The sequence below is a fragment of the Priestia endophytica genome (genome assembly GCF_026790145.1).
In the GTDB taxonomy this organism is placed as follows: domain Bacteria; phylum Bacillota; class Bacilli; order Bacillales; family Bacillaceae_H; genus Bacillus_I; species Bacillus_I endophytica_A.
In genome coordinates, this window is sequence record NZ_JALAMS010000025.1 from 1 (window position 1) to 16,058 (window position 16,058).

Annotated in this window: 12 protein-coding genes and 1 pseudogene; 8 read left to right on the forward strand and 5 right to left on the reverse strand. The window is 34.9% G+C overall.

Going from position 1 to position 16,058, the window contains the following annotated elements:
• Positions 1–1,096 (forward strand): group II intron reverse transcriptase (locus tag MOC86_RS18390; protein ID WP_268585432.1); only part of this gene is annotated, 1,096 nt, incomplete at its 5' end.
• 345 nt (positions 1,097–1,441) lie between these two features.
• Here the strand turns inward: MOC86_RS18390 and MOC86_RS18395 are convergent.
• The 4 genes and pseudogenes from MOC86_RS18395 to MOC86_RS18410 all read right to left on the reverse strand — a co-directional run bounded on the left by MOC86_RS18395 (position 1,442) and on the right by MOC86_RS18410 (position 7,239).
• Positions 1,442–2,020: a CBO0543 family protein gene (locus MOC86_RS18395; protein ID WP_268585433.1), complete on the reverse strand. Its 579-nt coding sequence runs from the start codon at positions 2,018–2,020 to the stop codon at positions 1,442–1,444.
• Between the two features lie 899 nt (positions 2,021–2,919).
• Positions 2,920–4,251, reverse strand: coding sequence for a prolyl oligopeptidase family serine peptidase (locus tag MOC86_RS18400; RefSeq protein ID WP_419146657.1), 1,332 nt, complete (start codon positions 4,249–4,251; stop codon positions 2,920–2,922).
• A gap of 715 nt (positions 4,252–4,966) precedes the next feature.
• Entirely contained in the window at positions 4,967–5,923 is a 957-nt protein-coding gene (locus MOC86_RS18405) for a hypothetical protein (RefSeq protein ID WP_268585434.1), read from the reverse strand.
• Between the two features lie 603 nt (positions 5,924–6,526).
• Positions 6,527–7,239: pseudogene (locus MOC86_RS18410) on the reverse strand (IS6 family transposase).
• A 370-nt stretch (positions 7,240–7,609) separates the two neighbouring features.
• Here MOC86_RS18410 and MOC86_RS18415 point away from each other — a divergent pair.
• The 7 genes from MOC86_RS18415 to MOC86_RS18445 all read left to right on the forward strand — a co-directional run bounded on the left by MOC86_RS18415 (position 7,610) and on the right by MOC86_RS18445 (position 14,051).
• Positions 7,610–9,718, forward strand: coding sequence for a BglG family transcription antiterminator (locus tag MOC86_RS18415; RefSeq protein ID WP_268585435.1), 2,109 nt, complete (start codon positions 7,610–7,612; stop codon positions 9,716–9,718).
• Positions 9,719–9,929: 211 nt separating this feature from the next.
• Positions 9,930–10,238 carry a PTS sugar transporter subunit IIB gene (locus MOC86_RS18420; RefSeq protein ID WP_268585436.1) on the forward strand — a complete coding sequence of 103 codons (309 nt, stop codon included), beginning with the start codon at positions 9,930–9,932 and terminating at the stop codon, positions 10,236–10,238.
• 35 nt (positions 10,239–10,273) lie between these two features.
• Positions 10,274–11,563 (forward strand): PTS sugar transporter subunit IIC, encoded by a 1,290-nt coding sequence (locus MOC86_RS18425; RefSeq protein WP_268585437.1) that lies wholly within the window; start codon positions 10,274–10,276, stop codon positions 11,561–11,563.
• Between the two features lie 31 nt (positions 11,564–11,594).
• Entirely contained in the window at positions 11,595–11,993 is a 399-nt protein-coding gene (locus MOC86_RS18430; protein WP_268585438.1) for a tetratricopeptide repeat protein, read from the forward strand.
• A 42-nt stretch (positions 11,994–12,035) separates the two neighbouring features.
• Positions 12,036–12,902: a class II fructose-bisphosphate aldolase gene (locus MOC86_RS18435; RefSeq protein WP_268585439.1), complete on the forward strand. Its 867-nt coding sequence runs from the start codon at positions 12,036–12,038 to the stop codon at positions 12,900–12,902.
• A gap of 112 nt (positions 12,903–13,014) precedes the next feature.
• The gene (locus MOC86_RS18440) at positions 13,015–13,641 is read left to right on the forward strand and encodes an AAA family ATPase (RefSeq protein ID WP_268585440.1); all 627 of its coding nucleotides are present in this window, start codon (positions 13,015–13,017) and stop codon (positions 13,639–13,641) included.
• Between the two features lie 143 nt (positions 13,642–13,784).
• Positions 13,785–14,051 carry a phosphocarrier protein HPr gene (locus tag MOC86_RS18445; protein ID WP_268585441.1) on the forward strand — a complete coding sequence of 89 codons (267 nt, stop codon included), beginning with the start codon at positions 13,785–13,787 and terminating at the stop codon, positions 14,049–14,051.
• 213 nt (positions 14,052–14,264) lie between these two features.
• On the opposite strand, the gene MOC86_RS18450 is transcribed toward MOC86_RS18445, so the two are convergent.
• Positions 14,265–14,885 (reverse strand): recombinase family protein, encoded by a 621-nt coding sequence (locus MOC86_RS18450; RefSeq protein WP_268585442.1) that lies wholly within the window; start codon positions 14,883–14,885, stop codon positions 14,265–14,267.
• Positions 14,886–16,058: the final 1,173 nt, after the last annotated feature.

Here is a 16,058-nt window from a genome sequence, read left to right on the forward strand (position 1 = left end):
TTTCGGAGGTCTCCAAGGTGGCATAATTTCTCCTCTATTAGCAAATATAGCTTTACATGGCATGGAGAGTCATCTTGGTATTATCTACAAAGCAGTTCAACGGAAAGATAAAAGAACAACCTATGAATGCAAATCAAGTGTAATGGCAGTGCGTTATGCGGATGACTTCGTTATATTTTGTGAAAACGAAACACAAGCAAAAGGCTTATACCACACTCTATCGCCTTATCTGAGTAAAAGGGGATTAGAACTAGCTGAAGATAAAACAAAAGTAACCCACATTAACGAAGGCTTTGCCTTTCTTGGATTTGATACCAGGCGATATAACACACAACAAAAAACTAAGATTCTAATAAAACCATCTGTATCTAGTATCAAAACAGTTAAAAGAAAGGTTAAAGTGGAAGCAAAAAGTTTAAATGGTCAAAACATTGGTGCCTTTATCGCCAGAGTTAATCCAATTGTAATAGGAACAGCTAATTATTGGAAATCATCCGTAGCCAAGGAGATCTTCCAGCATGTAGACTACTATGTTTGGAAGACTACCTATAGATTTCTTCGAAGATTACACCCAAAAAAGTCTTGGAAATGGATTACAAACAGATACTTTAAACCGGATAAAACTGGGCAAAGCAAAAGTAAGTGGATATTAACTGACCCAATCAGTGGAAGTCAGCTTAAGAAAATGGCATGGACTCCAATAGAACGCCATGTTCCTATCATATACAATTACAGCCCCTTTAATAAGGAGTTAATTGGGTACTTCGAAAAGCGAGACATCAAGGAGTTTAACCGGAATAATGTTGCGTACAGGCAAAAGCTGGCTAAAAAACAAAAACACAAATGTCCACTATGTACTCACTCCATCGTGGATTTCAGTGAAGAACTTGAAACACATCATAAAATCCCTAAGATTAAAGGTGGAAGCAATGAATATAGGAATTTACAACTTGTACACAACAGTTGTCACATCCTATATCACCGACTTTTCCCTGCCAAGGGACCTATCCCCACTGACAAACAATTACTAGCAGCAAGGAAATACCTATATAAAAGTCAGATTGGCAGGCACCATATAACTAAGACGCTAGGATAAATGTGTGCTTGAGCCGTGTGAAAGGAAACTTTCAAGCACGGTTCTGAGGGGGGCTGTGTGACCGTAAGGTCACCTTCCTACCCGACAGGGGGCAGTGATGCCCCTAACTTACCCGACTTAACTAGAAATGCATATGATATACATTTAAAAAAGAGAGGGTTTGGAGGTATCTCTCTCTTCAAAACGACTCAAGTATGGTGAATTATAGAGAATTTCCCTTTATTATATGCACTATGATTAGAGTTGCTATTATTTCTGCCTATAACATTGTTTTAACTAAAGATGAATATCCTTTACAGTCTTTGAAACAAAGACTCATGAACAAATAAAGCCTTTTACTCATAACTAAGTTAAGGAGCTACTGTTATTTTGAAACTTGATAAAAAGATTAGTAATCCATTTTGAAACTAACATGATTGTCAAATATCCAATAAACAAATGAAAATAATTTGCTCCTCTAGAGAATTCAAATAAGCCAAGTGCTGTTAGCAAAGGTTTGAAAATAAATGCAAAGAATGCTGCTAGTAAAGTGAAATAAAGATAATAATTTTTATTATTCTTTAGTACCCATTGATATAGCAATATATAAACTACTGGTACCAATGCAACATCTAAAGAAAAACTATAATTAAAAAAAGGTATTGCTCTATATGGGTATCCCCAAAAACCAAAACTTACTCCGGGTGCATCTATATATGTAAACCATACATGTACATTAAAACCATAAAACCCTAACAATAAAGCTTTTTTTCTATCTAATACAAAATAAAGGACGATCAAAGGAACTAAAAGAAATAATAAAGTCACCCAAAATTGCCAAGTGTCAAAACTAGAAAATTGTTTCCAATAATTAATCCAATCATAGCTAATTTCTATCTGTTTAGAATCTATTGTTTCGTATATAGTCTTCTGTTCTGATGGCATTATTTTGGTCTCCTTTTTTTCATATTCGGTTAAATTTTATTATTTCTTACTGTTAGAGAGAATATGTAAAATGGATAAAAATGATTACCTTGTATAAGTAACTGGTTTCTTCGAAGAAATGCTAAGAATTATACTTAAAGTAACGGGTGTGATTGTTTAATAAGCAGCATAAAAAGAGAAAAAGCTACTGGCTTATACAGTAGCTTTTTCTCTTTTTAACATTGGGTTTTATGAGTCAATGATTCACAACATCTTGAGTAGTTTGCTCGGAAGTATTAATCATTATTCAGAAATAAGGAAGAATAAAAACCTAGAAGACAAACACATTCTATAGAGGAACTCAACTCCCTATACATCGTAATCCTGCCATAGTGTATAGGTACAAAGCAAAGCAGAGGAAGGGTAACAAACACACCAGCCTTCTGCTTTTTTCATTATAATGGAACTCATCATAAGAAAGCGAACGTGAAAGTATAGGGATCCAATGAATTTTCTTCTGATAAAAAAGATTATGTTAACTAGAAATGAATAGCGTATACAGTGTAAAAACAGAAAAACCTACTGACCATGCCCAGTAGGTTTTTCTGTTACAAAGTTAGATATCATAGGGGGATACTATAACGAATCTTGAGTAGTTTGCTCAACTAGCTATTTATTATTCACTTTATAATTTTCAAATAAAAAAGAAACAGATCTAAAAAGACTGTTTCTTTAAAGAATTCCAATCCTCTTAATAATTTACCCATATGATTTAAAATGAAACATAGTATTTTTTTATAAAATATATTTTACTTCTGATAATACCCATTATGTGAACTACCTTTAGTTAGCCTTACTTCTAATAAAGAGAATTATAAAACTATTGAATTACCGCATTTTTATAAGGATTAATTGTTCGACTATTTATTTAATGTCTGGGCAGCCATCCATTCCATAATGCTCATTGTTTTCCCGTTGATTGTAGTTTCGACTTTGTTATTGTATACATATATCCATGACCAATGTCCGTCGTACTGATATGGTGTACCATCTGCATTTTGATATAAACCAGTAGTATCATGTACATTATCGAATAGTGTTAAATGTACATTATCAGCTTTAGCTCCAATTAGACGGTCATAAGTAGGAATCGTGTTTATTGTTGGGGGCAATGTTGTATCATTTTTAGCCGTAACAAACCAAGTAGGAGTATCCTTTATTTTTTTGATTTCTGTATCGGTAATTAATGTATCATTTAAACCCTCACATACCGGAAATGCAGCTGCAAAGTATTCTGGGTAATCACGAATCATAACCATTGTCATGTATCCACCATTAGAAGCTCCCCCGATATAAATTCTGTTTAGGTCAATGTCAGGGTTTTTAGAAACATAATCTTTAATTAATGCCATAAGTGATTCTTTATAGATTGAAGTTCCATCTGCTTTACCTGTAAAACCGTCCATCCATTTAGTTGGTGCTTGAGGTGTTAAAACATATGCTCCATCAAAATAAGATTGTATGTCTTCTGTTGCAAAGTTAACAGCTTTGTTTGCAGATAATGGAATAGTTGCATCTTTGCCACCTTCACCCCCACCATGTAACCAGATAATTAATGGGTTCTTTGCTTTGTCTTTTACTGGTGTATAGCTTGCATATGATAAGGTAACATTATTATATGTTCCTTTTCCAGTTTTGAAATCATCTACAAGTTTTCTAGTTCCCCCTGCATATGTATCAATAACCAATCCTGATAGGGTTCCTACATTCGTAGCAATATCCTTTTGTTGAGTAATGGTATAGTTGTTATCAATCCATGCATTTAATCCTGTACCCTCTTCATCATAATTGAGTGGTGAACCTAAGGAAACAGTCGGTCCAATTTTCATTTCCAGTACTGCATATTTCCCTGTACGAACAGCAGGGTTCCCGTCTTTATCAGAAACATAGGCTTTTGTAACTGTCCGGTCACCTTCCTCTAAAAATGGAGTTTTTAACCTACTGTCACTTCTTACTATATGTACTCTAAAGGTATTTTCCGTTACTGAACCTTTTGGTACAGGCCTTCCTAAATTAACAATTACTTTTGTAACCGCAGCTCCCCAGTCATGGATTTCTGTAACAGTCCGATAGGATGTTGATTTTACACTTTTTTGTTTAGCAAATGTACTGGTACTAAAAGAAATCGTCATAACAGCTATTGAAATAAATAATATTACTGTTCTTAAGTAGTTTTTAACACTTTTTTGCATTCTCATTTGCCTCCTTCATATTAACGGCATGTCTTAGAAAATTTATAACCAGAAAATAAAGTCCATACCACACCCTTTTGTCCTTTTATACAAACAAAAAACCTAAACTATCCACATATTAGAGCACAAATTGGGCTCTATGTAGATAATTTAGGTTTTGCCTGCTTGAGCAGTAACAATCCTAATGGACAATATATTTTGAATAATCTTATAATAGCAGGTATCTCAAAAATGTCAACGCTTACATAACGTTGTTTTTATAACATAAAACATAAAACATGTAAACCTTATTGAATACCTCTAATATAATCGATAGGATAGAAAAAAATCTTTTCAAACGCACACTAATTTCTATATAATCACAAACAAATCCCCTTTATATGGAATTGATAAACTGTTATTTCCTTTTTAATTATTTTGTATTTTCGTAGTTATCCCCCTATAACAAAATCTACGTCCGGTATCTGCCTTGGTTTTAAGTTACTAACTATTGCCTCAAAAATCATCCTTATATAGAAAATCCTTTCTACATATTTTTGCTTTGCTAAAGAAATTTAGATTTTCCTGTCCGTTCCTATTCTTCTGTTTCATATACCTCTTAAGGAGAGTATCCTTTCCTTAAGAATCCCTATTAAAATGAATTCTTGGAGAATATATAATAGTTAAAAAAGCTATTTTTATTTTTTCTTTCCACGGAAACCTTAACTTCCTAAATTCATTCCGTACCTCGCATTGCTCTCCGGCGGTCGTGCAGTACCATCAAGACGACTATTCCCATCGTAACTCCTAAGATGCTACTTAACTCCGTAGTTAGTACATGTACAAGTGGGGACTCCAGTGTAGGTTGTGCATCGGGGCGAGTGGCGGATAAGCGATTAAAGAGGTTATACGAGAATAGCATTCCTGATGAGATCCATGCGGCAGTCATAGGAAGAAAAAAACTCCTCGATCCGCGCTGTTTCGTCAATACCAACAACCCCCAAGACCCTGCAAAGGCCCACAAACCGGTACTCAACGACAATAGATGCCACCATAAATCACGGTTATCCAACATAGCTGGATTGATTCCAATAGTTCCACCAGATGCCCAGAATACCTTAATAAATCCAAGCAAGATGCAGCCAGCCGAGACAAGTCTAGCCAAAGTAATATACAGTTTCTTACTATTGCCTGGCAGTAATTCAATATCAAGTGGACCGGCAAATACTTCTGGCCAACGTGTCTTAGCATATCCTGCCAAAGCTAAAGGTAGGCAGATGCCGACTCCAAGCAGTGAAATTATTACAAAGATCTGCTCATATATCCAAATACCAGAACTTCCTGCCTGCTGATCATGTGTGATAGCAGCAGGAGCAAGAATTGGCGCTAACAACAACATAGGAATAAGTAAACCAGTACCTATCCAAACAGGAAAGGCAACCAACCAGGCAGGCAGTCTCTCCCCCCACGCCATACTGAACGCAAATGCTAACAAAATACCAACCGCGGCTAGAACTATTGTTATAGCATTTGCAGTGCGCCAACTCAGGTCGCCCATTTGTTCAGTCGGCATGAAGAGTCCGAAAGTCCAGGCGATTTTAATTAACAGATAAGGTAGTATTGTTATAGCAGCACCATAACCCCAAATTTTACGCTTCTTTATCAATTGAGAAATTGTATTCTTTATTGTCATGGGGTCACCTCAACATCCAGATCAGTAAGGTCAAAAATCTCTACCGTTACAATGTATAAAGCAATTTCAATTAAACTCTCATTTTCACTTCTATTCATAACCATAAATAAACACCCCTTAAGATCAATTAAATTGTTTTAATTTATCCCAAAAATCATTATTCCCTCACCATCAAAACTCTATCAAACTACTCCTCTCTTTAAGATGTTAACATAATATTCCAAACAGGAATTCCTTATTCTAAAGAATTGACAAAATAAAAAAAGAAAATATTTCCTCCTCTTTTTACTTTATCTATGCAAAATGACAGAGAAAAGTTACTTATTATCAAATCGTCTCAAAAACAATGGTTTTTGAGACTCCATGAAATAAGGTTATTTTCTTCTCATTTTGGTCCGATTTTGTATCGAAACTCATCTCAAAATCTATGTATCATAAAGGCGTGTTTTTGATATCAACTCTATTCGGGAAGATTCTGTACTAATTAAAATAATCATAATTCACAACTTTATTTTCCATCATTTTAATCTCTAGAATACGGGTTCTGGTGTAAAGATTGTATTGTGTTGAACGAGGCATATAGATTCCTAATGAAATCTGGTCCTACGTAGCAATTCCAAATAGTTGATGAATAAAACTCACTTGATTTTGGACAGACTTGTCCTGTAAAGCAAGTTGCCCTTTTTTGATTATATGCATCGCTTCTATTCCTGAAATAATGTATTTAGCTGTGCGGAGGGATTTCAAGACTAACATAGGGTGAACTTGCTTTTTAATAAACCGATGATTTTGTTCGACGATGTTATTCAGATATTTCACTTACCTTATTTAGATGCCTAGAGGTATTTTTTTCCTTCCCCTTAACTATTCAATCGCCATAGGATAGGCTGAATTCTTGTCTACTGTGTTAACACGGAGATTTGAAACATGAAAAGACCGCAAAGCTTTCTTGAAAAAGCACTTTGCAGCCTTATGATTCTTTGTTTTACTCAGATAAACATCAATTGTATTCCCTTCAGAATCAACAGCACGGTACAAACACATCCATTGTCCTTTGACTTTTATATACGCCTCATCGACTCACCAAAAATTGTTTGTTTGCTTAAGATGACGACGAACTCTCTTGTCTGGCTCAGGGCCGGTCATATTGATGTTCCCAGCGCATGATGGTTGTATGAGCCATGGATAATCCTCGTTCCTCCATCATTTCCACCACATCATGGGAACTGAGGTTGTACCGTAGGTACCATCTCAACGTTAATAAAATAACATCAGGCTGATAGTGGTTCCAATTTAAACAAATTATCCTTTTCCATACCAATCACACCTTTTTTAAGAGTACTAGTATCAATATGTCCAAGTTTAGGAGATTACTTGCAGGTATTTTGAAGCTTTTTCACCGGAATCATCTGTTTAGATAGGTATTATGAAGATCAAGATTAAAATATAATTGCTGACCTACATTCCCTAAGGGATTGTAGGTTTTTTTGTAATTCTATGGATTAACCATAGAATTATTTCCGAACGACAGGGATAAGAGATACATCTATTTCAATGGATAATTGATTTGTAGATTGATAAAAATTGTGTTAACGCTTACATTTTTGCAAATTGAAGTTGCAAAAAGATGTACTAAACTATTTGAATATGTCAATTTATAATCAAATTATGAAAGGGGTTACTATCGTGAAAGAACGGACTCAACGAGTACTTACCAGATTTTTGACAGTAAATACTTTTTTAACTTGTGAGGATTTAAGTAAAGAGTTCAATATTAGTGAGCGTACTTTTCGAAATGAGTTGGTCCTGATTAATAAATATCTAGCAGAAAATAATTATTCGTCCATTACGACGACAAGAGGAAAGGGGTTGAAATTAGACCTGTCTGAGGCGGATCGAGAAAAGCTCCTATCTAAAATTGGTGATGACAGGGAAGCAGATTATTATAGGCCCAATGAACGTTTCCTAGCGTTACTTTTAGATATTGCCGATACCACAAAAACGACAATGCTCTTTGAAATGGAAGAAAAACTGCAGGTATCGAAAAGTACATTGGATGAGGATATGAGAAAACTTCGTCAGTTTTTAAAAGAATATGGTATTTCTGTAGTGAGCTTAACGAAGCAAGGTATTGTATTTACAGGCGACGAACGATCAATACGCACTATGTTGTACGACGTGATTAATAGTGTTACAGATATCTCCAATCTAATAGGGTACCGAGATATAGATACAGTGAATACCTTTGCAAATCAATTTATTCTTAATTATTTGGATACAAGTGCATTGAGGATCATTGAAGAATATTATGACGACGTCTTTGAAAGGTCCAGAGTAGAGATTAATCATGTATATCGAAATCAAATCATTCTTTTTTTAGGTATATGGGTAAGGCGGTTGCAAGAAGGAAATACCCTTAGAGAATTAGCCAAAGTTAGAGCCGAGGTAAAAGAAGCTCCTGTCAGAAATTTTGTCGATTCCATCTGTAGTGAGTTTGGTTTATATCCATCATTAAATGAAATCAAATATACTACTTTTACAATCGAATCATTTAATCCAAAAGATATGAATAATTCATTCGATTGGGTTACCGCACAATTATTAGCCATTCAATTAATTGAGCATGTAGAAAGGGTAACCAGAATCCCTTTCTCTCAGAGGGAAAACGATTTGTATGAAGGTTTGTATAAGCATATCACCGGGTTATTAAGTAGGACGAAGAACGATTTACAGGTATTCAATCCGTTGAAAGACACTATTAAGGAGTCCTATGCCGAGATTTATCAGGCAGTCACTTGCTTTAGTAAGCAAATAGAGGACTACATCAAGAAACCATTATCAGAAGATGAAATTGGGTTTTTGACCGTTTATTTTTCAACTTCTGCCAGCCAGATAAAGCAGAAAGAACAATATGTCTATCAGGCAGTTGTGCTTTGTAATCATGGGATTTCAACTGGAAAGCTGTTGGCTGCGAATTTGAAAGAGCAATTCAATATCGAGATTGTAGCAGTATTGAGTTCGTATGAATTAGCCTTTATTGACAAGCTGGATGTTGATTTGGTTTTTACGACCATTTCAATTGATTATCCAAGAAAACCTGTATTATTTCTTAATCCAATTTTAAGAGAGAGTGATAAGAAGGAAATTAAAGATTTTTTACTCAAAAATAAGGATAAGAGAAGAACCGTATCTAATAAGTTAGATGCCACAAAGTTGATGCAGGATATCCTGACGTTAATTGTAGAAAGTGGCGGTACGGTAACAAAGGAAAGCTATCAGAAAGTAGAAGAGACTTTTAAGGAACATCATTTAAAAATTAATACAAGGGAGATACAGCCGATGTTGCAGGATATTTTGAGGGATTCTAACATTCTACTAAAGCAGGAATGTAAAGACTGGAAAGAGGCCATTACGAAATCTGCCCAGGTATTGGTAACAAAAGAGGTCATTGAAGAACGATATATAAACGCCATGATTAAGTCTGTTGAAGAGTTTGGACCTTATATAGTGGTAGGGAGGCACTTAGCATTAGCACACGCAAGGCCGGAAGATGGAGTGAATAAATTAGGCATTAGTGTCCTGACGTTAAAGGAACCGGTGAATTTCGGAAATCCGGATAATGATCCGGTAAAAATTGTTTTTTGCCTAGCCGCAGTGGATTCTTATTCGCATCTAAATGTGATGAAAAATCTGATTGAGTTAATTAATGATGAAGAGAAATTGGACAAGTTAATTACAGCACAAGATGTAAACATGTTTAATCAGGTGTTATATGGCAGTGAAGTGATGGAGTGAGGAAAGCTACGGTTATTACATTTGGAGAAGATGTAAGTAGGATTAAATGCCGACTTTAAAGGAATTTTGACACCCGAAGAAATTAGTACGGATGGTAGTCCTTGTTGATGGGAAGCCCGTATTGTTTACTTTAGAAAATGTATTATATAAAACAAATGATTTAATAGCTAACAAATAAATGTATACAAAAAATGACAGAGGTGAGAGTGAAATGAAAAAGGTAAATATCTTATTTGTATGTGGAGCAGGTTTAGGAAGCAGTTTTGCTTGTCAAATGGCGGCAGAGGATGTATTAAGCAAGTTAGGTGTTAATGCCAAGTTAGATCATAGTGATATATCGTCTGCTATTTCAGTAAAACCCGATATTATTATTACGGCACAGAATTTCAAATCCCAATTTAAGAAATTCTCAGTTGATTCTAAACAAACGACAATTGTGTATTTGAGAAATATTGTATCTAAACCAGAGATTGAAGAAAAAATCACCCCGGTATTAAAAGAAAAAGGTGTTTTAGCTTAAAAATAAGTAGAGATAGCTAGAGATGGGGGGAAAAGATGGGTGTAGTTAACTTTATTATCGAGAATATTTTGACACAAGCATCAGTCACAATCGCGTTGATTGCTATGTTGGGGTTAATTTTACAAAAGAAATCAGCAGGGCAAGTTATTTCTGGTTCGTTAAAGACGATGTTAGGGTTTATGGTATTGTCAGCAGGTTCTAGCATTATTGTTGGTAGTTTAGTATATTTTGGGCGTATTTTTACAGAAGGTTTCCATATGCAAGGGATTATCCCTTCAATCGAAGCTATTAATGGCCAAGCAATGAATGAGCTAGGCTTGGGACGTGATATCGCACTAACTTTCTTAGCTATCTTTGTTTTTAATATTATCATTGCACGGTTCACTAAATGGAAATACATCTTTTTAACTGGTCAGGCAATTCTTTGGATGGCTACTATGACAACAGTATTTGGTTACTTTGCAGGTTTACGTGGTATTGCATTGATTTTAGTAGGTGGTTTCATTGGGGGTGTCTTTGCGGTAGCAATGCCTGCGATTGCTCAACCATTTGTTCGTAAAATTACTGGTATGGATGATATTGCATTAGGACACTTTTGTACGGTGGGGTATGTGTTTGAAGCAGGTGTAGCGAAACTAGTTGGGGGAAGAGGTGGAAAGAAAAAATCTGTTGAGGATTTGAATTTACCAGCTCAATTTGAATTCTTACAAGATACCTATCTATCCTTGATGGTGGTAATGACTCCCCTCTATATTATTACAGCAGCGTTTGCAGGTGGAGAGTTCGCCTCTACATTATCGGGAGATACCAATTATTTAATGTTTGCGTTTTTACAATCTATCCAATTCGTAGTTGGAGTGTATGTATTACTAGCAGGGGTTCGCTTATTACTAGGTGAAATTGTTCCGGCATTTAGAGGGATTGCCATGCGACTAGTTCCAAATGCAAAGCCAGCATTAGATTGCCCAGTCCTATTTCCTTATAGCCCTAATGCAGTCATTGTAGGATTTATCACAACTACTATTGGTTCGGTTATTGCAATGTTTGTATTACCTGTCTTTGGGTTGGCAATGATCTTACCAGGTATGCTTACAGCCTTCTTCGCAGGTGGTACTGCCGGTATATTTGGTAACTTAATGGGTGGTATCCGAGGAGCAATTATTGGTGGTATTGTACATGGTTTCTTCATTACATTATTACCAGCACTGTTAGTAACCACCCTAAATTCTATGGGGTTTGTCAATGCAACTGCTACAGATGTGGATACAGTTACGGCTGCATTATTATATGCATGGCTCATTGGTCCACTTTTAAAAGCTTTCTAGAAAATGAGAAAGAGATAAGGAGGTTCAAGTGATGTTTGGATTTGGTAAGAAGAAAACTAAAGTACCGAAAAAAGAAGCAATCGAAGAAGTAGTGTTAACAGCAGAACGAAAAGAAGAATTATTACGTACTATCTCCTTTAAAAAAGAAGAAGTAAATCAAGTGACTAGAGAGGAACAAGCAAAAATTTATGAGGATCTTGGGTTAGCCTTTAATGAGCTTGGCGACGATGATAATGCTATTGATTCGTTAGAAAAAAGTATTCAGGCCAAAAAGTCATTAGGCAACGGTTACAAAACTTTATTAAAGCTTTATAACAAGAAGCGTGCAGAAGCAGCAAAAGTGAATGATGAAGAATTATTACAAATATATCTAAAGAAAATGGATCAAATGATGCAAGTTTCTAAAGAGGTTACGCGTGGTGTTCGATAAGGGAGAAAATAAAAGATTAGTATAAAGGGAGAGTAATTGATCATGTATACAACATTAAAAGAAGTAACACTTAGGGCTGAAGAATTGAATTATACAGTTGGTTCATTTAATGCACATAATTTAGAGATGTTACCTGATATGATCCGTGCAGCAAAAGAGCAAGGAGCACCAATTATTATACAAACAAGTATAGATACTGCGAAATATATTGGTCATGAAAATTTTGTTGCTGTATGTAAAACTATGGCCACAAATGAAATGGTAGATGTGGTATTGCATTTGGACCATGCAAGGGGTTTTGATGATATTAAAGAGGCAATCGATAAAGGATATACATCGGTGATGTTTGATGGCTCCCATTTACCATTCAAAGAGAACATTATGAAAACAAGGGCAGTAGTAGAATATGCACGTAAATATGGTGTTTCAGTAGAGGGTGAATTAGGGACTATTGGCGGTACTGAAGAAGGGATTCATGTAAATGAGGATGATAAGGTTTATACTGACCCAAAAGATGCAGCAGAGTTTGTTAAAGCAACAGGAGTAGATGCTTTGGCCATTGCAATCGGTACTAATCATGGTCAATATAAGTCTAAAACGGAAGTAAATGTACCACTATTAAAAGAAATCAATGCCGTAGTAGATGTACCTTTAGTTATTCATGGGGGTACAGGTGTTAATGAAATGGATATACATGAATTAATTAATAACGGGATTCGTAAATTTAATGTAGGTACTGAGTTGTTAGTAGCATGGACGAAAACAGCGAAAGAAACATTCGGAGAAACAAAAGTAACTAAATCATTACGACATAATATTATTCCATGTAATCGGGCAGTAAAAGAAATTGTCAAACATAAAATTGGAATCTTCATGAATAAAGAAGACCGTCCCCTTCAAGTAAAATAATTACAAAAAAAGTGCATTAGTATTTCATAAGGACCTAGAAGATGAGGTTAATAAGAGAGAGTACGAGTAATTTCTTGTACTCTCTTTATTTGGTAGATTATGAGGTGGTAGGATGGATAAAATCTTAATCTTATTAGCAGGTTTACCAGGAACAGGAAAAACCTACTTGTGTAATATCATTAAGAATAATTTAGGGGCATTTTATAAGCTTTCTCAAGATGACTTAAAAGAATATTATAGTGATATATATGGTTTTCGTAATTTAGAAGAGAAGCAGGATATAGAAAAGAGAGCATGGACTAAGTACTATGAAATAATGGAACAGCAAATGGAAGCAGGTAGCAATATTATGTCTGATTACCCTTTTAGTCGGAAACAGAAACCTCAAATTCAGCAATTAGTAGAAAGATACGGTTATGAGGTGCTTACTATTCGGTTAATTGCAGATTTAGATATTTTATTTGAACGACAAAAGAAGCGTGATTTGGATCCCACAAGGCATTTGAGTCATATTGTAACTTCCTATAAAAGAGGGGCTCATTTAGCTAATAGAAGTAATGCAGATAATTTATTGACCTATGAGGAATTCATAACAAGATGTACAACAAGAGGATATGACACTTTTGAATTAGGGAAATTATATGAAGTGGATGTATCAGATTATACAAAAGTCAATTATTCTGAGTTGTTAGAATATATACAATTGGAGTTTATTTCTGAAACCAGCAAAGAAAATTGAATTCATAGCCCTGAGGCGTTTCCTTAGTAGGAGATAGTAGGGAATACGAATTTACTGTAGCTAATGGGGTGAAAAAGTAGGAAATTACCAAAGTTCTTAACTTATAAAATAAAAATAAGTTTTTTAGATACGGAGGAATAATAATGGTTGAAAAAATATATAAAATAATTGATGAGTCTGGAATTCATGCAAGACCTGCGACCTTATTGGTTAATACTGTTACGCTATTTTCTTCAGATGTGATTCTGGAGTATAAAGGAAAACAGGTCAATTTAAAATCAATCCTAGGTGTAATGTCGTTAGGAATTCCGCAGGAAGAAACAATTAAAATAATTGCTCAAGGCGATGATGCAGAACAAGTGCTAGCAAATATTGATGAAATGATGAAAACAGAAGGCCTAGGTGTATAAAATCAGTTTCAAGTTCGATAATCCAAAATTCCCTCCTGATTGGAAACTGCGAATAATAAATTTACTTTTCACTTCAATAATCTAAAGTTAAGCTAATATTGTAATTAACAATAAGGTTTAATATACTAACTCAAGAAATAATTTAAGACTATCTGTAATGTATAAACAGCCTTTGTTAAAATAGCAAAGGCTGTTTTGATGAGTTTCTTCCTATTATATATTGTCCTTGTTAAAAGTACTTTCATGTTTCTTCACCAATTTATAAAAGGTTGTCTTTTTAACATTGGCCTCTTTCATGGCTTGGACAGCTGTAATCTCCTTATTTCTCCATCGATTATAAGCTTCAATAAATTCTAGATTAACTTGCGCTTTAGGGCGTCCAAAAGATATACCACCCTTTAGTGCAGCATCAATGCCTTCGCGCTGACGTTTCCGAATACGATCTCGTTCCTCCTGTGCCATCCACGAAAGAATCTGTAAAACTAAATCTGCAATAAAGGTTCCCAAACTATCCTTATACTGAGTGGTATCTAACAACGGCATATCCAAGACCACAATGTCTGCCTCAATCTCTTTTGTAATGGCATTCCATTCCTGTAAGATTTCTTCCTTATTTCGACCAAAACGATCTAAGGAATGAATATAGAGAATATCTCCTTTACGAATCATTCGTTTCATCAATTGATACTGTTCCCGATTGAAGTTTTTTCCACTCTGCTTATCAATGAAAATGTCTCGAGGAGAAATTCCAGCTTCCTCCATGGATTGAAGTTGACGACCTTCATTTTGATCTCGGCTGCTTACTCGTATGTAACCAAACTTTCTGTTTTCCATTTTATTACTCCTTTTGTGTTTCTCTCCCTATTATTCTATCAAAAACGTTCATAAAAGTGTATGTATTTCAGGGGACGTTCGTAATTTATTTTTTAACTTAAACGAACTATGTGATTGCTAGATTTATAATCAAAAAGAAGTATCCGCAAAAGTACACTTTTATGGACGTTCACTTTGCGAACCATCTGTTTGTGTTCATTTTTCATAGAGCTATAAGGTAATTAATGGATATGAAAATTATGATCGTTCATAATAGGAAAAAAGCGCCAAATTGATGTTATTAAACAGGTTTACGCTTTTTACTTTCATGAACATGTTTTATGTCAACCAGAAATCTTTAATTTCGTTTAAATCAAGTCATGAAAAAACAAATAGTCATAGGCTATAAAATAAAGGATGAAAGCTAATCTAACAAAAAGGAAGATGTTATATAAAATGGATAGTATGATGTTATAAATGACAAAGGAAAGGAATGATAAATATGAAAATATTTATAAATACTTTAAAAAAGAATACTTCATGTATTTTTGAAGTCATTTATTTGTATACATTATTCTCTTTCGTAGTTCTGGTGCAAAAACTTCAAGATACCTCCAGGTAATCTCTAAATCTTGGAGATACCGATACTGGTATTATAAAAAAGGACGTGATCGGTATGGAAAAGCAAAATTTATTCATATGGAGACATTATCAACCAGATCTGATCTTATTTTACTAACTGTAAGAGGGTACCTATGCAGACCCTATCCCTTAATAAATCTAACCCTTTTTAATCACATGTATTGCCCCTATTCCTGAAAGAATGGATTTGGCTGTAGGCACAGATTATAATGAAATTATTCCAATATTTAACTTAACTTAATTAGATGCCTGCGGACATCCTTTTCTTCAATTCTTTAACCGTTAGAGGGTAAGGTTGGTTCAAATCCAGCTAGCCCAATCCTTTATACTAACTAATGAGCCATTAGCATAGATGGAAGCAAGATAGAAAAAGGAAAAAGCACAAACCCATTGGGGAACAACGGGTTTGTGCTTTTTTTACTTCCGCAAACATGTTTTATGGTGCGACAAGAAGTCGCTTCTATATAGTGTGGCTTACGCCACTAGTTTAGACGCAAAAACTGTCCCCGTCCAAAACTGCGGGACCCGTACTGGTCACGTGGGGTGCATGCG

What these genes read in the sequence shown, in the direction of transcription:
- MOC86_RS18445 (WP_268585441.1), top strand. Translation starts at nt 13,785, where the DNA reads ATGGTTGAAAAAATATATAAAATAATTGATGAGTCTGGAATTCATGCA.
- MOC86_RS18420 (WP_268585436.1), top strand. Translation starts at nt 9,930, where the DNA reads ATGAAAAAGGTAAATATCTTATTTGTATGTGGAGCAGGTTTAGGAAGC.
- MOC86_RS18405 (WP_268585434.1), bottom strand. Translation starts at nt 5,923, where the DNA reads ATGACAATAAAGAATACAATTTCTCAATTGATAAAGAAGCGTAAAATT.
- MOC86_RS18400 (WP_419146657.1), bottom strand. Translation starts at nt 4,251, where the DNA reads ATGCAAAAAAGTGTTAAAAACTACTTAAGAACAGTAATATTATTTATT.
- MOC86_RS18425 (WP_268585437.1), top strand. Translation starts at nt 10,274, where the DNA reads ATGGGTGTAGTTAACTTTATTATCGAGAATATTTTGACACAAGCATCA.
- MOC86_RS18395 (WP_268585433.1), bottom strand. Translation starts at nt 2,020, where the DNA reads ATGCCATCAGAACAGAAGACTATATACGAAACAATAGATTCTAAACAG.
- MOC86_RS18450 (WP_268585442.1), bottom strand. Translation starts at nt 14,885, where the DNA reads ATGGAAAACAGAAAGTTTGGTTACATACGAGTAAGCAGCCGAGATCAA.
- MOC86_RS18430 (WP_268585438.1), top strand. Translation starts at nt 11,595, where the DNA reads ATGTTTGGATTTGGTAAGAAGAAAACTAAAGTACCGAAAAAAGAAGCA.
- MOC86_RS18435 (WP_268585439.1), top strand. Translation starts at nt 12,036, where the DNA reads ATGTATACAACATTAAAAGAAGTAACACTTAGGGCTGAAGAATTGAAT.
- MOC86_RS18440 (WP_268585440.1), top strand. Translation starts at nt 13,015, where the DNA reads ATGGATAAAATCTTAATCTTATTAGCAGGTTTACCAGGAACAGGAAAA.